Origin of the sequence: Bacteroides timonensis, assembly GCF_000513195.1 — a bacterium.
Lineage (GTDB): Bacteria > Bacteroidota > Bacteroidia > Bacteroidales > Bacteroidaceae > Bacteroides > Bacteroides timonensis.
In genome coordinates, this window is the sequence record NZ_CBVI010000092.1 from 30865 (window position 1) to 50201 (window position 19337).

Consider the following 19337-nt stretch of genomic DNA (forward strand, 5'->3'; position numbering starts at 1 on the left):
AGAGAGGTTGCCCGTTTCTTTTTATATCTCCGGATGTATTTATTTCGCCTTACGCGCTCCTTTCAGAAAACGATTGGTCAGCCATTTGCGTACCGGTTCGTCATAGAGCTTCAGGCAGACATAAGCAAGGACGAAAGCTCCGACAAAGGTCAGTATCATATAAGGAAGACCTTCGGTAATGGTTGCATTATGGTTGCATGCCCAGGCTGTGTATGTATATATCAGTGGATAATGAGTGATATAAACGGGATATGAAATATCGCCCAGGAACTTACAGATACCCACAGAGCGTTTTCCCGTCACTTTACCACCGGCTCCCATCGAGACAATGACCGGGAAGATGAAGATAATGCAAAGTGCCTCGTAGAGTCCGTTCATCCAGAAACCATCTTCACCACCGATTCGGGGAACGGAAAGAACAATCACAATCATCAGGCTACACCACCAGAATGCACGTTTCTTCACCCGTATGAGCCAACCCAAGCGTGAAAGTAACAAGCCTGCAAAGAACGGATAGAGTAAACGGACAAAGCCTACATATTGTTGCTCCCAATTCAAAGCCCACCCGCCTACAATATCACCTTTCGGGGCAGTAAGACAGAGATGTAAAGTTGCACAAGCTGCCAGAAAAACAAGAATGGATAAAGCGACCTTGTTGAATTTACGGACAAACAGTGCGTACAGGATATTGCCGATATATTCATAATAGAGCGACCATGCCGGCCCGTTCAACGGGTGCATTTCCGTCCACCCGCGAATGTCCCACTTCAAAGGAAGGGGAAGCAACGTACAGCCATAGAGCATGATTATCAGAACTGTTCCGACCGATACGTTATCCATATTGGGAAAACAAGGGGATTTCTGGAAGAAAAAGAAAAGGGCGCCGATAATGCTACCCATAATTACCATAGGATGCAGGCGGATGACACGGCGTTTGAAGAAAGTAGCGATACTCATCCGATTCCAGCGGTCATCATAGGCATAACCGATTACAAAGCCCGAAAGCATAAAGAAAAAGTCGACGGCAAGATAACCGTGATTGATGATTTGCGTGAGATGGCTACCACCTGCATGTGCTTCGAAAAGATGGAATATTACGACCATAACAGCTGCCACTCCACGCAATCCATCCAGGATTTCATAATGTGGCTTAGAGGCAAGATAAGTTGTCTGCGTGTTCATTAGGATATCAGATATAATTAATTTCAGATGCAAAAGTAGGATAAAATGTGGAATTACTGAAAGGTACATCAATTATTCTTTCTATAACTCCTCACCGCCCACAAATTAAAGAACACTGCAAAAGCTATCAACGCTCCCAGCTGTGGAAGTAGCTCTACAATGCCACCACCCCGCAGGTAAATGGTACGCATCACCTCTACAAAGTATTTCAGCGGATTGAGCGCGGCAATCAGTTGTGCCCACTCCGGCATGCTGTGTACAGGAGTGAACAAGCCGCTCATCAACATCAGTATCAGCATAAAGAACCACATGACGAACATGGCCTGCTGCAACGTAGCGGAATGATTGGAAATCACCAGACCGAATCCGGAGACAACAAACAGGAAGACCACTGCAAAAAGATATATCGTCACGAAATGCCCCACAGGCAGAATGCCATAAAGCAGCCATGCCAGAAAGAAACATATCGTAAGCACAATGAAACCTATCAGCCAATAAGGTATCAGCTTGGCAAGAATAAACGTCAGTTTGGAGACAGGCGTTACATTGATCTGCTCGATAGTGCCCACCTCTTTCTCGCCTACCACATTGAGCGCCGGAAGAAAGCCGCAAATCATTGTCAGCAACATCACCATCAATGCCGGAACCATAAAGAGCTTATAGTTCAGGTTCGGGTTATACAGATTCTGCGTTGAAATGCCAATCCGGGGTAATCCCATCCCGGCAGACATTGCCTTTGCCGGTGATTCCGATTGCAACTCACGGGTATAGTCATTAATGATGGAAGACAGGTACGATCCGCCCAATCCTCCCTTTGTACCGTTCACCGCATTGACGGCAACCAGCAGGCGGGGACTTTTGCCCGTCACCCAGTTTTTCTCAAAATCGCGGGGAATCTCCAGGATAATATCCGCCGAACCGATTTCGATGGAGTGCAATCCTTCATTGTAAGTATCAGGAAGGGCCGTTGTACGGAAATAGGTGGATGCACCGATCTTATCCACAAGGCGGCGCGAAAGGACGCTGTGGTCATTATCCACAATGTTCAGGTTAATGTTCTTTATCTCCAGATTTGCCGCCCAGGGCATCAGTATCATAATCATACAGGGAAAAATAAGAATCATCTTCGGCAAGAACGAGTTACGGAGCAACTGCTTGAATTCTTTTTCTATCAGAAACTTTATCATACCACCACTCTCCTATTCTAATCGGTTCTTAAACTTCTTGAAACTAATCGTAATCAGCGCAACCGCCATTACAGCAAGAATACTGACTTCCGTCAATACCAGTGAGATGTCCACTCCTTCGATCATCAGCTTCCGCACAGCCTGAATGTACCAGCGGGCAGGAAGTACGGCCGAAATGCCTTGAAGCAGCAAGGGCATGCTCTCTATGGGGAATATCATACCGGAGAGCAGCATGGTAGGCATCATCAGTATCAATCCCGATGCAAGCATGGCAGCAACCTGCGTCCGCGTCACCGAGGAAATCAGCAAGCCCAGAGCTAGGGAAACAAAGATAAAGAGCAGCGATACCACAATCAGCCAAAACAAGCTACCCGCCACGGGAACATCGAGTACATGAACGGACAACAGCAAAATCGTTGTCAGGTTGACAAACGAAAGCACAAAGTAAGGAACTGCCTTAGCAAGAATAATGAATAGCGGCTTCACCGGAGAAACCAACAGTATCTCCATCGTTCCCGTCTCCTTCTCCCGAACAATGGATATGGAAGTCATCATGGCACAAATCAACATCAAGATCAGTCCCATCACACCCGGCACAAAGTTGTAGGCGCTCTTCATCTGCGGATTATAAAGCAGCTTCACTTCGGGAACAATAGTGGAAACCTGCATTCCCGCCGGAAGCATTTCGCGTCCGGCAGAGGATATGATGTTGGCGGCATAACCGGTCTGTGTGGTTGCCGTATTGGGGTCAGTAGCATCGGCCACCAATTGTACACAAGCATCTCCGGTATAAACGTGATTCGCAAATTGCTCGCTGAAGATGACTGCCAGGTCAATGTCTCCCCGTCTGAAAGACTTCTCAACCTCGTCCGGAGTATTCAGATTCGTGGTGACGGAGAAATATTCACTCGCATCCAGACGGTCGATAATGCGCCGGGTGACAACATCGTTCGACGGGTCGAGAACGGCGACACGGACATTCTTCACTTCCGTGGTTATGGCAAAGCCGAAAAGGATAATCTGCACCACAGGCATACCCAGCAATATCAGCATGGTTCGCCTGTCGCGGAAGATATGGAAGCATTCCTTTCGGACAAAAGCTATAAATTGTTTCATTGTTAATTAAGTTACGAGTTACAAGCTACGAGCTACAAGTGGCTGCGCTATGTTTTGAAAGTTACAAGTTATAAGCTACAAGTTACGAGCTACAAGCTACAAGTGGCTACGCTATATTCCGAAAGGTACTTGTAGCTTGTAGCTCGTAACTTGTAGCTAAGTCCGCACCGCCTCCCGTGCCAACTGCTGGAAAACATCATCCATCGTAGCAACTTTAAATTGCCGTTTCAATTCATCGGGTGTATCGAGAGCACGGATCACGCCATCCACCATGATAGAGATACGGTCGCAATATTCAGCCTCATCCATGAAGTGAGTGGTGACAAAGACAGTGATCCCCCGGTCGGCAGCCTGATAAATAAGCTCCCAGAACTGGCGACGGGTAGCAGGATCTACCCCACCCGTCGGCTCATCCAGAAAGACGATCTTCGGTTCGTGAAAGATGGAAACGGAGAAAGCAAGTTTCTGTTTCCAGCCCAGCGGCAGACTTTTTACCAGCGTATCACGTTCGGCACTCAGCCCGATGCGTTCCAGAAGTTCATCGGTCTTGCGGGCTATTTCATCTTCCGTCCTACCGTAAATCCCGGCAAACAGCCGGATATTCTCCCACACTTTCAGGTCTTCGTAAAGAGAAAACTTCTGGCTCATATAGCCGATATTCTTTTTCACATCCTCTGTCCGGGTGGCCACATCAAAACCGGCTACGCGGGCCGTGCCCCCTGTGGGATGGCTCAATCCGGTAAGCATACGCATGGCAGTAGTCTTTCCAGCACCGTTGGCGCCCAGGAAGCCGAATATCTCGCCACGATGGACTTTGAAAGAGATATGATCCACTGCCGTGAAATTGCCGAAACGTTTGGTGAGCTTATCCACTTCGATGACATACTCATCTTTCTGTTCCACCTTGCCGTGTTCCAGCCCTGGCGGACAGAGAATGCTTGCGAACTGGTTCAGAATACGTTCCGGAGTATCTATTCCATGTATCTGTCCCTCATTGATAAAGGCAATGCGGTCACATTGGCGTGCCTCATCAATAATAGGCGTAGAGGCTATAATGGTGATGCCCTGTTCCTTCAACCGGCGAAGCATCCCCCAAAACTCCTTGCGGGAAACAGGATCTACCCCTGTTGTCGGCTCGTCGAGGAAAAGCACATCCGGTTTATGGATAAGCGCACAACTCAACGCCAGTTTCTGCTTCATACCTCCGGACAAAGCTCCGGCACGGCGTTTGCGGAAAGGCTCTATCTGCTGGTAGATATCCTTCACCAATTCATAATTCTCCTCAATGGTGGTATGGAAAACAGTAGCAAAGAAGTTCAGGTTTTCTTCTACTGTCAAGTCCTGATAGAGGGAGAAGCGTCCCGGCATATAGCCTACGCGACGACGGATTTCTTTATAATCCTTCGCTATATCCAGACCGCACACCGAAGCATTTCCACTATCGGGAAGCAGCAAGGTGGTGAGGATACGGAAAAGAGAAGTCTTCCCCGCCCCGTCAGGCCCGATAATACCGAACAACTCTCCGGAAGGAACCGTCAAGGAAACACCCTTCAACACCTCCACCGCCCCATACTTCTTGGTAACGTTATCTACAACAACCGCATGTTCCATAAATTAATCACTAATCACTAACCGTTAATCACTAAACTCCACTCCCCCATACATACCTATCTTTAACAGCCCATCATTGTGCACGGCAATCTTCACGGCATACACCAGGTTGGCACGTTCATTCTTAGTCAGGATAGTCTTCGGGGTAAATTCCGAGGTATCCGAAATCCAGGTTACTACGCCCGGATACCGCTTGTGCTCATCGGTGCCGTAATCGGAGAAGACGGTTACTTCCTGTCCCAGCTTTACCTGCGACAGTTGTTCGGAGGTGATGTAAGCACGAAGGTACATCTGTTCCGTATCGGCCACTTTGAAAAGCGGAGTGCCTATAGCTGTCAGTTCTCCCGCTTCGGCGTACTTTGCCAGTACAGTGCCGGTTATCGGAGAGGTGATGTGACACTTCTTCAACTGGTCTTCCACCTGTGCCACCTGAATACCGACGGATGAACTTTGCCACGTCAGGCTTTGGTGACTGTTGGACAAGCTAGAGTTCTGCGCAACAAGTTGCTTGCGGAGCACTTCAAGCTGGTCTTCCGCATCATCCAGTTGTTTCTGGTTTGCCGCACCTACTTTTAGTAAGTTCGCTACACGGTTCCGTTCGCGCCCGGCGGCAGATATTTGTTCTTTGGTGGCTGCTACCTGTTTCAGGATATCAGGACGCTGTTCTTCGACGGATTTAATGCTTGCCTCCAGTTGCAGCTTCTTCAGGTAGAGCTGTACGGTATCCACTACACCGACTTCTTCACCGGCCTTCAGCAACATTCCTTCTTCTATATCGAAATAAAGCAGGCGGCCCGACGCTTCGGCAGATACAAGCACTTCCGTAGTCTCAAACGTTCCTGTTGCATCCTGTTTCGGGGCACCGTTTCCACAAGCGGAAAAGAGGGCCAATAGGGAACAAAGTCCCAGTAAATTCCTTGATTTCATAATGATATATATTTTTATGCCTTTAATTATTCAATGTATATTTCAGGTTCCAGATGTTCATCAGTAACTGCACCTCATGCAAAGCCTTGGTTTGACGTGCCAGGTTCTCGGCAGTGATTTCACGAAGCATATCGGTTACGGTCAGCGTACCGTTCTCCACTTTAGCTTCGGCAGCCTTGCGGATGTTGACACGTAAACGGATAATCTCATCATCATCCACCATCTGCCGGCGCATGGACTGAATGGCCGAGCTTTGTTGGGTAGATTGCAAGTTGGTATTGAACAGGAACACATCACGGCTGGTCTCCAGCTTACGGCGGTTGTTATCTATCAGCCTGCGATCATTGCGCAACGTGTAGAGGCTACCGAAGTTCCACGACATACGGACGCCCGCTACATAGTATGCGGAGAAATCATCTTTCAACATATTCAATCCCGGATTTCCGTAAGCTCCCTGCACGAACAGCCCGAAGCGGGGACGGAAGCGCGTCTTTAATGAAGATTCCTGTACGTTCAATTGCCCGCCCTGGGCATCGAACCAGCGAAGTTCCGGACGGTTGTTTACCAATGAAGTGGATTCAAAAGCATCGGCAGGCTTCTCCAATGTGGTTCCAGAAGCTATTTCCTTTCCTATAAAGATAGAGAGCATACTCAGATAGGCCTGTCGCGAAGATTCCAGTTCAATGCGTTTCTGCTTCGTGTTCAATATCTCCACGCTTACGGCATCCAGATCGCTCTGATTGGCAATGCCGTTTGCCATATAGTTGGACACCTGCTGATGAGTGCGTCCCAAGTCTTCCAGCAAAAGCTGATTCTGCCTTAACTGTTCGTCCAGCAACAGGATGCCGAAGTATAGCTGATTCACACGATCATTCAGCGCATACATATCCACTTCCTGCTTCTCGCGGTCTATCTCCGAAGCGGCCCGGGTCAGTTGCTTTTTGGAACGGATGTCTCCACCGTCCCAGATGTTCTGCGACACTTCCAACATCACCTGATACTGATCTTTGGGCATACTCTTTATATCGATTCCCGGAACGTCCACCGACAGCTTTGTAACATCACTTTGATAGGTTGCTTTTCCTGAAAGGGTGAATTGTGGCAGATAGCCTTTTCCGGCATTCTCCAAGTTATACTCCCGCGCTTTCTCTATCAGACCGTATTGCCGCACCAGCGGATAATTGGTCTGTGCCGAGTGTTGGCATCCCTCCAGCGTGAGTTGGGCATGCATCTGCACAACGGCAAACAGGAGGGTGAAGAAGAAAATCATTCGTTTCATATCATTGTTTATTAGTTACGAGTTACACGATGCAAAGATAGACCATAAAGCTACACAAATACTTTCTATTAATCGAATGATATGTTCCATTTGTGCGATAAACAGCAAGAATGTTTATAAAATAGCACTGTTTTCTTACCTTTGCCACAGGTATACATCCCCTAACAGAGACGAAAGTAAAATGAAAAAGAACAGACCCCTGAATCTCGGATTTCAAGACTTGAAAGATAATGCAAATCTCATCGCCCATGCTGAGTTCCGTTCCATACAGAAAGGAATCGCCATGGTTATCAATTTTGCTCAGATGCAAAGCACACTGTTCCGCACAGGGCAACCCTATCGTGCCAAAGAAAGCCGCCTCATTCGCATCACGCAGGGTGAAGGCAGGATTTCCATAAATCTGGTGGAGTATGATATAAAAAAGCAAATGATTGTCGTCATCCCCCCCAATTCACTGATAGAAGTGATAGAATTAACACCGGATTATAATTTCCAGGTAATTGTCCCCGAAAATGATTTTCTTCCCGTCGCTCAAGGCAATAGTTTGACAGATTTATATGGCAGGCAGGAAATAGTTCTGTCTCTGAGTGCAGAGGAATGGAAACGCACCGATACATACTTCTCATTGCTGTGGGACAACATGCACTGCACGCTATTTCACACTGAAGTAGTGCAACATTTGGTCACTGCCATATTATATGATATAAGGTATATGCGCGACCAGAAACAGACTTCCACCTCTTCCCGCCTCTCACGGCAGGAGGAGATCTTTAATCGGTTCATAGCATTAGTAAACGAATATGGCAAGCACGAGCACAACATCGGTTTTTATGCTGGCAAACTTTGCCTGACACCGCACTACCTAAGCACAGTAATCCGTGAAGCCAGTGGGCAGACAGTGATGCAATGGATCAACCAGGCGGTTATCCTTGAAGCAAAAGTATTATTGAAACATAGTGATATGCTGGTATTCCAGATATCGGATGAACTGAACTTTCCCAACCCGTCATTCTTCTCAAAGTTCTTCAAACGAACAACGGGAATGACTCCGGCGGAGTATCAGAAGAATACGTAAACAGCCCAAACAAAGACGAGGATGTGTCAAAATAAAGATTTAGAACACAAATTACACGAATTACACGAATAATGTTTTTTATACTTCAGATAATCAGAGCTTATCTGATTTGTTATTTGCGTAATTCGTGTAATTTGCGTTCTTTTATTCAGTTTTGACACACTCTCGTCGCCCTTCCCCAATTTATATAAAAAGGATTATAACTATTCTTATAGCAAGATAATGCGCTTCTGCATGATATCCGTCAGTTGCGCTTTCAGTTGTTTGGCGTTGATAGGTTTGGGCATATATCCGTCAAAACCACTTTCCATGACTTTCTGCTCGTCCGAAGCATAGGCAAAAGCTGTAATGGCAATGACAGGAACCTTTGCCGAGAATTTGCGAATTTCCTGCGTTGCTTCATAACCGTCCATAACGGGCATGTTGATATCCATCAGAATGATTTGCGGATTATGCTCCTTGAACATCTCCACGGCTTCCCTCCCATCCCAGGCATGCAGCAGATTGTAGTCATACTTCAGGATAGATTCGAACAGTTTGTAATTGCTTTCATTATCCTCTGCAATCAGAATCGTCAGCTTGTCCTGATGAACCACGATAGGCTGCACTGCCTCCGGCTTCTTTACTTTGTCTTCCTTCACCGCCGTCCTGTAGGGAAGTGTGAACCAGAACGTAGAGCCTTTTCCTTCATCAGACTCAACCCCGATTTTACCTCCCATGTGGTCCAGCAGCGTCTTGCAAATGGGAAGTCCCAATCCGGTTCCCTGCGCGAAGGTGTTCAGCTTCACGAAACGATCGAAGATGTTCTTCTGCTTGTCTTTGGGGATGCCGCATCCGGTATCGGTTACATAGAAATACAGTTCCTGCCCTCTCACTTTATAGCCGAAGCGGATGCTTCCTTCCTTGGTGAACTTAATGGCATTGGTCACCAGGTTAATAACTAGTTGGGACACCCGGTTCTTCTCCGTATATACCATGCAAGGTTCGGCAGCCTGAAGTTCCAGTTTCACGGCGTCGGACTTCATTTTTAGCAGTAAGCCACGTTCCAGTTCTTTCATCAGCACATTCAGCTCCACATTGGAATAGTGCAACTCTAATGTCCCCGATTCAATCTTCGACAAATCGAGTATATCGCTAACCAGTTGCAGCAACAGCGTATTGTTGTTCTCAATGATGCTGATGTATTCCTGCTTCTCCTGCTCCTCCTCGGTAGATGCCAATATGCCCGAGAAACCGACAATAGCATTCAGCGGTGTACGGATTTCATGGCTCATATTAGCAAGAAAAGCAGATTTCAAACGGTTGGATTCTTCGGCACGGTCTTTTGCCGTGGTGAGTTCCTGCTCCATCTTTTTACGGTTGGTGATGACGAGGGACGAACCGACCAGAGTCAACGGCTTTCCATTCTCATCACGCGTTTCTACGGCTGCCTGCGCTTCCACCCAATCTATCTTGCGCAGATTGTTCTTTTGTACGTTGACTACACGATACTCTTCTTTTACCTTCTCAATGCGTCCTTCTATCAAATCCCGATATGCCTGTTCCACACGTTCGCGGTCTTCCTTGAATATCTTGGAGAAGTATTGGGAATCGGGTACGGCCAGTTGTTCTTCTTCCACTTCCTGGCCCTGAACGCTCAATTCGATCGGCCTGTTGACATCGCACAGAATGGTTTTACTCAGTAAGTCCCATTTCCAGGGAACGATATTGGCCACGTCCAGCGCCATGGCAAGCTTATGGTTCGTAGCGCTGAGTTTCTGCTGCGCTTTATGCAATTCTGTGCTGTCCATACAGAAAATGTCAATCATATTGCCCTGATTGATACCTTTGAGCACTACATCATAAAAGGTATTGGTAGCTTTGAAATAATAAGGAAAGGTAATGGCTTTATTCTCCGTCAACGCCATATTGGTAAAATGCAGGAACTCGGGCATAGTCTCCGGGAAGACCTCGCTTTCCTTTTTGCCTACCACTTCCTCTTTGCGGAAGAATTGCCTTTCGTATTCCGAATTTACATTCCGGTAAATCAGGTCGACGGGATTACCATTCTCATCAGTTATCAACTCTTTCTGCATGTAGAGCAGAGGCATGTTGTTTACCAATGTCTTGTAGGTAGTCATCAACTCTATTTCTTTCCTCTGTGCCTTCTTCAGTTCATTCAGGTTGCGAATGCGGTAGAGGAAAAACAGGGTCAGCAACAAGATGGCGACGAAGGTGCCCAGAATGAAGTAGCGGTATTGCTCCCAGAATGTGGGAGGCTTGTTCAGGAAAAGAGTATCCGCAGGGCATACGGATGGTGAAAGCCCTTTACGCATCAGTAGATCATAATTCATGACAGGCTTTCCACCTGTAGGTATATAGTCGGGGATGTCACGTGCCTGCTTGCCTTTCAGTATATCCGAGATGGTTTGAATCAGTTTATCCTGAAAAAGCTTCTCATCATAGGTATATCCGCCCGTTACGCCTCCTTTCCCGTCCGTCAGGTCTACAAAGTTGAGGGAAAACACGGGGGCAGAAACTGTGGTGATTATTTTGTGAGAGTTGGCGGACAACAGAGTGTTACCGGCAAGATTATATTTGTAGAACCACGAGCCAAACAATACGCCTGTCGTTTGAGGGTTCACATAATAGAGCGAATCCAGCAGTTGGTTCGTGGTTATATTTTCAGAAGACAGGAACTGATATTCGATAGCCGGATAATTCGTCTTCAGTTCTTCCGCTATAATCGCATTATTTTCTAGACTGACTTGCCGCCCGTCACCTATATAGATGAATTTCTCCATAGCCGGAAGCATCTGGGATATCAGACGGACACTCTCCTTCAGGCAGGGATCGGCATATAGCAGGACTAAGTTATAGGGGTCGGCCAAATCAGAGAGAGGAGTCCGGTCGGAAGGCTTGATAAGCGACTTGTGGATATAGACATCCCGCGGCCCCACATAATTCTCCTGCGCGCAAAGCACAATAGGAATATCCCCCCAGACTTTCCTGTATTCATCCCTCAGGATCAGCGCTGAATTTCCCAGCAACACCAGCATGCGGGGGGCATGTTTCGCATACTTGCTGAAGATGCTATCCTTGAACTCATTCAGAATGGTGTCGTTCTCAACCAACAGCATATTCATGTGCTCTGCATAAAGAGTAATGCCGGGGTCTTGCTGCAAGTATTCCGTTATTCGGGAAATCATCCGGCTGCTCCAGGGCGAAGAGTCCGTATACGAATTGATGCACAGGACGTAGTTTTTACTGCCTATAGCGTCTTCTTGCGCTACGGCAAAATTCACAGAAAAGAAAGATAAGAGAAAGATTATGAATTGTTTCTTCATCAATATATGGTGTTTTATATTATGCGAAATAACATACTTGTTTTATTTTGCGCAGCAAAAGTAATCAAAAAAGAAAAAATATACAACTATATTATGATACAGAAAGTGCCTAAAAAACACGCTCCGTTGCCTGGATGATGCAACGAAGCGTTCATATATCGGAATTAATTTCTGAATTCAGGTGTGTTTTCTATTGCTTCCGTATCTTTTCCCTGCAATACGACCGATGCCCATAGATGACAATCACCACAAAGCAAATGAACGGAAGGATGAATGAGAGATTCACCGCAGGCATGCCCAGCAACGTATGGCAATCGATGATACTTGCCTGGAGCGGAGGTAATACCGAACCGCCCAGAATAGCCATAATCAATCCTGCAGCACCGAACTTGGCATCATCGCCCAACCCCTGAAGCGCTATACCGTAAATAGTGGGGAACATCAGAGACATACAGGCTGATACTCCTACCAGGCAATACATCCCCAGGATACTCTGGAAACTGATTACTCCTATCGTGAAGAAAGCAGCCGCAATAGCCAATACCTTCAACAGCAATCCCGGACTGAGGTATCGCAGAATAAACGTACAGATAAAGCGACTGGCACAGAAGATAATCATGGCGATGATATTGTACTCCTGCGAAAGCACTTCCGCCGCCTTTTCTTCCATACCCTGCGACATAAACAGGCGTGTGCCGTATTGGATAACAAATGTCCAACACATGATTTGCGCTCCCACATAGAAGAATTGGGCTATGACTCCTTCACGGTAATGGCGTATCGTGAATATCCGCTTCAATGTAGGCAGAAAGTTGATGCCATGAGACTGGTCACCATTCTTCGGCATCTTCACCATACGGATCACTATCAGCATCGCCAGGATCACAAGCCCGATAATCAGATAAGGCGCAATCAGCACCGCCAGATCCGAATCGCGCACAGCGGAAAACTCCGCATCCGAAAGCCGGCTGCGCTCCACCGTATCCATCGGGTTCAGGCGATTCTGGATAAAGTTCATCGCCACGTACATGCCAAGCAACGAGCCCATCGGATTGAAAGACTGCGCCAGATTCAACCGGCGGGTGGAGGTAGCTTCATCGCCCATAGAAAGGATATAGGGATTACAACTGGTCTCCAGGAACGAGAGTCCGCATGTCAGGATAAAGTAGGCAATAAGGAAGGGATAGTAATTACCTGTCAGCATGGCAGGATAGAACAGGAATGCACCGATGGCATACAGTCCCAACCCCAGCAATACACCCGCTTTATAGGAATACTTGCGGATGAACATAGCTGCCGGAAACGCCATGGCAAAATATCCGCCATAGAAAGCCACCTGCACCAGTGCCCCGTCGGTAACACTCATACGGAAGATCTTGGAAAAGGCTTTCACCATCGGATTCGTAATATCGTTGGCAAAGCCCCACAAGGCAAAGCAACTGGTGATAAGAATGAACGGAATGAGGTAACTTACTCCGTCTTTACTGATAATACTGGTTTTCTTGGTGTTGTTCATGGTATTTCTGTCTTTTGTCAATTAGTCATATAAGTGGAAAATTCGTTCCATCGGTTGCCATTTCTCGGCGGCAGTGGAACCGGGTTTCACAAGCTGGAAGATGGCCATATAGTCTTCCCATTCCTGTTGCCGGGGCAAGGAAGCGAGGCGCTCCATAGCTGCATCCCAATCAAAGCCCACAGGCACTTCGACTATCATAAACAGGCGGGTATCCAAAAGATATATTTCCATTTCCAGAATACCGGCTTCACGGATACCGGCAGGTATTTCGGGCCAGATAGTCCCTTGGCTATGCCGGCGGCGGTATTCGGCTATCAACTGCGGATCGTCACGGAGTTCCAGTGTCCGGCAGATGCGCTCCACAGGTTGTTGATGCTCTTTGGCAGGATAACGTTTGATTGATGTGTCCATGGTAAATCAATATTGAAACGCAAATAAACACAGATTTTAGCAGATTAAAAAGTGATACGGTAATTATCTACGCAAAGCAGTGTTTATCTGCATTCCGGCTAAGTTATTAAATAAATTCTTTGATATCTTCACGATTGCCGATCTCTCCTTTGGCTATGGCCTGCACCAGGATATTACCGATAGCGGTTGCCTCTACAGGTCCGGCATAGACAGGAATACCCAAAGCCTCGGCTGTCAGGCGGTTCAGCAACGAATTACGGCATCCGCCACCGATGATATTGAGCTGTTCTATCGGAGCGGGAAGCAGACGGTTCAGTTGGTCTATTCCTTGCTTATAGCGCAGGGCGAGTGATTGAAGTACACAACGCACTACCTCACCGTAAGTTTCCGGTATAGGCTGTCCGTGCGCTTCGCAATACTCCGCAATGGCATCCTCCATATTCACAGGGTTCTGGAATATCTTATCATCTACGTCAATGACGGATGGAATATCCGCAGATTCGGCGGCAGAAAACAAGAAATCGTACCCACATAGCTCTCCGCTTTCTTTCCATTGTGCCATAAGGCGTTGCAAGATCCAAAGCCCGGTGATATTCTGAAGGAAACGGATCTTACCGCCTACCCCGCCCTCATTGGTGAAGCCGGCCCGACAAGCTTCTTCCGTGAGAATAGGCTCATCCAGTTCAACACCCAGCAGAGACCACGTACCGGAACTGAGGAAAGCGCAAAGGGATTTATCCACCTGTGTCGAAGGAATCGCATAAACAGCGCTTGCCGTATCGTGCGAACCGACAGCTATGACATCCACTTCATCCGTCAGACCAATTTCTTCGGCAATCTCCCGTTTCAGTTTGCCACGTACCGTACCGGGCATCACAATGTCTCCGAAGAGATGTGCAGGTACTCCCAAACGATGGATGAGTGGCTGATTCCAAGTCCGGCTACGTGCATCAAGCAGTTCGGAGGTGGATGCAATGCAGTATTCATTATTTGCCACGCCTGTGAGGAAGTAACTGAAAAGATCGGGCATAAACAGAAGACGATCTGCAACTTCCAATTGCGTATCACCACTTTTCTTCATGCTGTAAAGCTGGAAAAGTGTATTGATGGACATCACTTGTATGCCGGCTTCGGAATAATGCCGAACAAGATTGCCTCCGAAAAACTCTTCCGGCAAACCATCCGTTCGCGGATCACGATAGCACACAGGGTTTCCCAGCAAATTACCGTTACAGTCTATCAATCCAAAGTCCACGCCCCAGGTATCAATGCCAATGCTCCTGATACTATATCCCTTGCGCACCGCTTGCCGGAGTCCGTTCTTCATCTCATCAAACAGAGCAAGGAAATCCCAGTACACATGGTTCCCCATCCGCACCTGGCGGTTCGGAAAACGGTACACCTCTTCCAGTTTCAACGTACCCTGGCAGATGGAACCGGCCATCACACGACCGCTTCCACCTCCAAAATCTACTGCCAGATAGGTATTCATCATTTAGTCTTCTTTCCTAAAATGTATGTTTCAAGATCGTTGATTTCTTCAGGAGTAAGTACTGTGTAGTCTCCTCCGGACTGGATCATGATGCGGCATGCCATTTCAAAGAACATAGCGCGTTCAAAAGCCTGGTCAAAGTCCTTACCACACACCACCTGCCCATGTTTCAGCAAGAGGACGGAATTGTGATCTTTCAAAGCATCAATCACCCCCTGTGCCAATTCTTTCGATCCCGGACGATAATAAGGAACTACCGGAATCTCACTTCCCACATGGCAAGGAATCTCCGCTGTTACGTTGAAGTTCGTAGGACGATTCTTCATACACGCCACAGCCGTGGCATAGTGTGACTGAAAATGCAGAACTACATTCACATCAGGACGCTCACGAAGTACTCCCAGATGGAAACCGCTTTCCATAGAGGGTTTCACTCCATTCAATACTTCTCCTGTAGAAAGGCGGCAGACAGCTACTTTTTCTTTAGGCAGAGAAGGTACCCATGAGCCTGTTCCGGAAAGCAGGACTTCGTCACCAATGCGCCAAGAGATATTGCCGCTACTACATATTGTCAATCCGGCATCTCCTACCCGATGCGCCTGGGCAATGAATTGTTCTATGTGTTCGTTTGTTATCATGTCTATTTCTTATTTGTTATTTATAGATAGGTCCGTACGTTGTGCAAGCTCTGTAATCAGCTCCTTCTTTATCCATACCGAATGCATTCCAGGCAGCAGGACGGAATATCTTCTTCTCATCCACATTGTGCATGCAAACAGGAATACGAAGCATGGAAGCCAGCGTAATCAAATCCTGACCGATATGTCCGTAACTGATAGCACCATGATTAGCTCCCCAGTTATTCATTACCGAGTACACGTCTTCAAATGCCGGTTTATCGCAAAGACGGGGTACAAACCAAGTAGTAGGCCAAGTACGGTCCGTACGTTCATCCAGCAGCTTGTGAACTTCCGGATCAATCTCTACCGTCCATCCCTCAGCAATCTGAAGCACAGGGCCAAGGCCTTTTACCAGATTCAGACGGGTCATAGTTACAGGCATTCCACCCTTTGACAGGAAGTTGGAAGAGAAACCACCGCCACGGAAATAATCACGGTTAGCGGGATACCAGGTGGTAGCTTCAAGACATTTCTCCATTTCAGCCTCAGAAATTTCCCAATGAGGTTTCATAACAGGTTCACCCTGTGCATTTGTTTGCTGGCCTGTACCGTCCAGAGTGGTAGCACCGGAGTTTATCAGATGGATAATACCATTAGCTGCCAAACCGGTCAATTCTTTACCTGTAACACGTTTCACAGCTTCAGGACTCCAATATGTACGCACGTCAGAGAATATCTGTGCACGGTTTGTCAGCAAATGGCCGAAAAGCATGGCTACACCGTTGCAGGCATCATTTTCAGTAGCTACTACATATGCTTCACGGATACCGTTCCAGTCAAAAGAAGTATTCAGCAGAGCTTCGGAGTAGTCACCATTCGGATAAAAATCCGTCCACTGGCGTTGTCCCTGGAAACCGGCGGCAATGGCATTGTGTCCAAGTGCTTCTTCCTTGAATCCCATTTCGCGAAGTTTCGGATTACCTTGTATAAGGTCGCGCATGATGAGGGTCATCTTCACAATAAACTCCCAGTCTTCGTCTTTTTGCTCACGAGTCTTGGTCTTTGCGGGGATATTGAAATCCTTACCCTCATTTTTCTTGCAATATTTCTCTGTCCATGCCATGGCTTTAGCGAACTCTTCCTTATCATAGATGCCCTCAGTCATGCGACGGATAATTTCAGTCAGGTCTACAGATTCGCAACGGATGCCCAGATATTCCTGAAAGAAATCCGGATTCACAATAGAACCGGCAATACCCATGGATACGCTACCCATCGACAGATAAGATTTTCCGCGCATGGTTGCTACTGCCTGTGCGGCACGTGCAAAACGAAGCAGTTTTTCTGCAACGTCGGCAGGGATGGAATTGTCATCCAGATCCTGCACATCACGTCCGTAAATCCCAAAAGCAGGTAATCCTTTTTGTGCATGTCCCGCCAGTACAGCTGCCAGATATACAGCTCCCGGACGTTCCGTACCGTTAAATCCCCAAACAGCTTTCGGATAATACGGATTCATGTCCATAGTCTCGGCACCGTAGCACCAGCAAGAGGTCACTGTGATAGTAGAACCCACGCCTTCGCGTTCAAACTTCTCGGCACAAGCCGCACTTTCGGCTACGCGACCGATGGTACTGTCTGAAATCACACACTCCACCGGACTTCCGTCACCATTCTTCAAGTTACTGGTGATCAACTCGGCTACTGCTTTAGCCAGATTCATTGTCTTTTCTTCAAGGCTTTCACGTACGCCACCCTGGCGGCCGTCGATAGTGGGACGAATCCCGATTTTCGGATACTTTTTCATGCTATCATTATATTTGGTTAATAAAACATCATCTATGCTGAACTGTGCTGAAATCAGTTTGTAAAAAAGGCTATAAAGAGCCTCTTAAATTTACTTCCGTCGGCAAACAAACCTGTATGGGTTTGCCACTCAAGATGAAATCTGCCGTCAGGATTCCCATCTTTTGCCAATCAACACTCATCACTGTTATTCCCTTATCAATCACTTCATAAGCCGGCGTATCATTATAGGCTATCAAGCCGAAATCAACGCCACACGTCAAACCTGCCGCACGGCTCTTCTTCACAATCTCCACCACATCCACCTGACGGATGGCAATATAGGCTTCACCGGAATGCACTTCCCTGTCGTCCAAAGTCTCTATTATCTCACATTCCAATTGATGATCTACACAAAACTTCCTGAAATAATCGCACGTCTCCTTGGGATGCTTACTTTCCCGTGCCAGAAACAGGATAAGCTTGCGATAGTTCTGCAACCTATCTGACAATTGAGCCATAGCTGCGTAAAAAGCTTCACCGAAGTCCTGACAGATGTATGAATATTCCCGCTTATCAAACTGCCCGAAATCAAGCAGCAACAGGCGGGAAGAGTCTATCTTATAGAGATAAGGAGAAATCTTTTCATTATCGAAGTTCATTACCACGTACTTATTATAACGGCCAATGGAATCGCGAAGAATAGCATTGAACAATGCTTCGTTATACTGATGAAACCACAGGTCTACCTTATAACGCGTGGAAAGACGGCGGATGATGCTGTTATACAGCGTATCTTTAAAAGGTGAATATTCATCGAGCAGCAGCAGGATATTTTTCTGGCGGTTCACCACATAGTAACCTTTACCAGGAGTAGAGTCGATAATCCCCCGCTCCTTCAGATCAATAAAAGCTTTAAAAACCGTATCGCGGGAAACTTTATAATCGTGGCTCAGCTGATTGATGGAAGGCAGGGCGGTATCCGTCTTGTAACGTCCCATGGAAATATCCTGGCTAATCAAATCGGCCAGTTGTTTTACCTTCGTCGTTTGTTGCCCGAAAATTGTTTTCATATTGCGTATACAGGTTTAATCAAAGTAAGGATGGCACAGGTAACTGTGCTGAACTGTGCTGGTGCAAAGAAAGCTTATTTATTCTGAATCAGCAAGAAATAGAGATATGTTTTGCAGCATATAAAAAGCAAAAGCCCCGTTACATCTTTGCAATGTAACGGAGCATTCTATTTCCAAAGTTATTAAAACAAATCCGAATGTGTTCCGGTATTAAGCAGCAACAAAGTCAATTCCTTATCATTCTGCTCCCATATCAACAACCAGTCCGGCTTTATATGACACTCCCAATATCCGGAAAATTGTCCCGACAATATATGAGGTTTATATTCAGCCGGCAATGAACCGTTTTCTTGTAAAAGAGTTATCACTTTATGCAAAAGTTCAATATCTAACCCTCGTTTCTGGCAACGCTTCAAATCTTTCTTGAACTATCCGGTATATGTCAATGTATATGCCATCAGCCTAATATTTGCTTAAATAACTCATCTGCATCTTTTGCTTTATACACACGTCCGGCCTTCACATCCTCCATAGCCTTTTCTATACCCGACTTTTTGTCAGTAATAGTCCAGCCCATCTTCTTTGCCAATTCTTTGAATAACTTTAAGTCAGCTTTCGGCAACTCAAATGAAATGGTTTCCATCGTTGTATCCATAAATCTACCCTCCTATACTTTTATAGTTATAGATGCAAAGTTAAACCATTCTCCCCGACTAACAAATGCTTTTCTCATTTTG

At 46.7% G+C, this 19337-nt stretch carries 16 protein-coding genes; 1 reads left to right on the forward strand and 15 read right to left on the reverse strand.

All coding sequences use genetic code 11. From position 1 onward, the window contains the following. Positions 1-39 precede the first annotated feature (39 nt). From BN161_RS17410 to BN161_RS17435, 6 genes are all read right to left on the reverse strand, one after another. On the reverse strand, positions 40-1182 hold the full coding sequence (locus BN161_RS17410; RefSeq protein WP_044268766.1) for an acyltransferase family protein: 1143 nt from the start codon (positions 1180-1182) through the stop codon (positions 40-42). Positions 1183-1250: 68 nt separating this feature from the next. Then, positions 1251-2369, reverse strand: coding sequence for an ABC transporter permease (locus tag BN161_RS17415; RefSeq protein WP_044268710.1), 1119 nt, complete (start codon positions 2367-2369; stop codon positions 1251-1253). A gap of 12 nt (positions 2370-2381) precedes the next feature. Beyond that, positions 2382-3485 carry an ABC transporter permease gene (locus BN161_RS17420; protein ID WP_044268714.1) on the reverse strand — a complete coding sequence of 368 codons (1104 nt, stop codon included), beginning with the start codon at positions 3483-3485 and terminating at the stop codon, positions 2382-2384. A 156-nt stretch (positions 3486-3641) separates the two neighbouring features. Continuing rightward, a complete protein-coding gene (locus BN161_RS17425; protein ID WP_044268716.1) occupies positions 3642-5096 on the reverse strand; it encodes an ATP-binding cassette domain-containing protein in 1455 nt (484 codons plus the stop codon). Between the two features lie 24 nt (positions 5097-5120). After that, positions 5121-6023 (reverse strand): HlyD family secretion protein, encoded by a 903-nt coding sequence (locus BN161_RS17430; protein ID WP_044268718.1) that lies wholly within the window; start codon positions 6021-6023, stop codon positions 5121-5123. 22 nt (positions 6024-6045) lie between these two features. After that, positions 6046-7302, reverse strand: coding sequence for a TolC family protein (locus tag BN161_RS17435; protein ID WP_044268720.1), 1257 nt, complete (start codon positions 7300-7302; stop codon positions 6046-6048). Between the two features lie 181 nt (positions 7303-7483). Here BN161_RS17435 and BN161_RS17440 point away from each other — a divergent pair, with 181 nt between their 5' ends. Then, positions 7484-8377: a helix-turn-helix domain-containing protein gene (locus BN161_RS17440; RefSeq protein WP_044268723.1), complete on the forward strand. Its 894-nt coding sequence runs from the start codon at positions 7484-7486 to the stop codon at positions 8375-8377. A gap of 209 nt (positions 8378-8586) precedes the next feature. Here the strand turns inward: BN161_RS17440 and BN161_RS17445 are convergent, their stop codons facing one another. From BN161_RS17445 to BN161_RS17485, 9 genes are all read right to left on the reverse strand, one after another. After that, positions 8587-11703: an ATP-binding protein gene (locus tag BN161_RS17445; RefSeq protein WP_044268732.1), complete on the reverse strand. Its 3117-nt coding sequence runs from the start codon at positions 11701-11703 to the stop codon at positions 8587-8589. A gap of 190 nt (positions 11704-11893) precedes the next feature. After that, positions 11894-13219: an L-fucose:H+ symporter permease gene (gene fucP, locus BN161_RS17450; RefSeq protein ID WP_044268737.1), complete on the reverse strand. Its 1326-nt coding sequence runs from the start codon at positions 13217-13219 to the stop codon at positions 11894-11896. 21 nt (positions 13220-13240) lie between these two features. Then, complete coding sequence (locus BN161_RS17455; RefSeq protein WP_044268740.1) at positions 13241-13630, reverse strand: L-rhamnose mutarotase; 390 nt, start codon at positions 13628-13630, stop codon at positions 13241-13243. Between the two features lie 106 nt (positions 13631-13736). Beyond that, the gene (locus tag BN161_RS17460; protein ID WP_044268769.1) at positions 13737-15122 is read right to left on the reverse strand and encodes a rhamnulokinase; all 1386 of its coding nucleotides are present in this window, start codon (positions 15120-15122) and stop codon (positions 13737-13739) included. Continuing rightward, entirely contained in the window at positions 15122-15760 is a 639-nt protein-coding gene (locus BN161_RS17465; RefSeq protein ID WP_044268744.1) for a class II aldolase/adducin family protein, read from the reverse strand. Before BN161_RS17465 ends, BN161_RS17460 begins: the two co-directional genes overlap by 1 nt. Positions 15761-15776: 16 nt before the next feature. Then, a complete protein-coding gene (gene fucI / locus BN161_RS17470) occupies positions 15777-17549 on the reverse strand; it encodes an L-fucose isomerase (protein WP_022393551.1) in 1773 nt (590 codons plus the stop codon). Between the two features lie 70 nt (positions 17550-17619). After that, positions 17620-18600, reverse strand: a complete 981-nt coding sequence (locus BN161_RS17475; protein WP_044268751.1) for a winged helix-turn-helix domain-containing protein — start codon at positions 18598-18600, stop codon at positions 17620-17622. A 182-nt stretch (positions 18601-18782) separates the two neighbouring features. Beyond that, positions 18783-19016 carry a type II toxin-antitoxin system YafQ family toxin gene (locus tag BN161_RS17480; RefSeq protein ID WP_244436541.1) on the reverse strand — a complete coding sequence of 78 codons (234 nt, stop codon included), beginning with the start codon at positions 19014-19016 and terminating at the stop codon, positions 18783-18785. Positions 19017-19057: 41 nt separating this feature from the next. After that, the gene (locus tag BN161_RS17485) at positions 19058-19255 is read right to left on the reverse strand and encodes a hypothetical protein (RefSeq protein WP_044268755.1); all 198 of its coding nucleotides are present in this window, start codon (positions 19253-19255) and stop codon (positions 19058-19060) included. Positions 19256-19337 lie beyond the last annotated feature (82 nt).

Excerpts from the sequence above, each read along its gene's own strand:
- fucI (WP_022393551.1), bottom strand. The coding sequence starts at position 17,549 with ATGAAAAAGTATCCGAAAATCGGGATTCGTCCCACTATCGACGGCCGC.
- BN161_RS17420 (WP_044268714.1), bottom strand. The coding sequence starts at position 3,485 with ATGAAACAATTTATAGCTTTTGTCCGAAAGGAATGCTTCCATATCTTC.
- BN161_RS17440 (WP_044268723.1), top strand. The coding sequence starts at position 7,484 with ATGAAAAAGAACAGACCCCTGAATCTCGGATTTCAAGACTTGAAAGAT.
- BN161_RS17410 (WP_044268766.1), bottom strand. The coding sequence starts at position 1,182 with ATGAACACGCAGACAACTTATCTTGCCTCTAAGCCACATTATGAAATC.
- BN161_RS17415 (WP_044268710.1), bottom strand. The coding sequence starts at position 2,369 with ATGATAAAGTTTCTGATAGAAAAAGAATTCAAGCAGTTGCTCCGTAAC.
- fucP (WP_044268737.1), bottom strand. The coding sequence starts at position 13,219 with ATGAACAACACCAAGAAAACCAGTATTATCAGTAAAGACGGAGTAAGT.
- BN161_RS17455 (WP_044268740.1), bottom strand. The coding sequence starts at position 13,630 with ATGGACACATCAATCAAACGTTATCCTGCCAAAGAGCATCAACAACCT.
- BN161_RS17430 (WP_044268718.1), bottom strand. The coding sequence starts at position 6,023 with ATGAAATCAAGGAATTTACTGGGACTTTGTTCCCTATTGGCCCTCTTT.
- BN161_RS17460 (WP_044268769.1), bottom strand. The coding sequence starts at position 15,122 with ATGAATACCTATCTGGCAGTAGATTTTGGAGGTGGAAGCGGTCGTGTG.
- BN161_RS17435 (WP_044268720.1), bottom strand. The coding sequence starts at position 7,302 with ATGAAACGAATGATTTTCTTCTTCACCCTCCTGTTTGCCGTTGTGCAG.
- BN161_RS17465 (WP_044268744.1), bottom strand. The coding sequence starts at position 15,760 with ATGATAACAAACGAACACATAGAACAATTCATTGCCCAGGCGCATCGG.
- BN161_RS17475 (WP_044268751.1), bottom strand. The coding sequence starts at position 18,600 with ATGAAAACAATTTTCGGGCAACAAACGACGAAGGTAAAACAACTGGCC.
- BN161_RS17425 (WP_044268716.1), bottom strand. The coding sequence starts at position 5,096 with ATGGAACATGCGGTTGTTGTAGATAACGTTACCAAGAAGTATGGGGCG.
- BN161_RS17445 (WP_044268732.1), bottom strand. The coding sequence starts at position 11,703 with ATGAAGAAACAATTCATAATCTTTCTCTTATCTTTCTTTTCTGTGAAT.
- BN161_RS17485 (WP_044268755.1), bottom strand. The coding sequence starts at position 19,255 with ATGGATACAACGATGGAAACCATTTCATTTGAGTTGCCGAAAGCTGAC.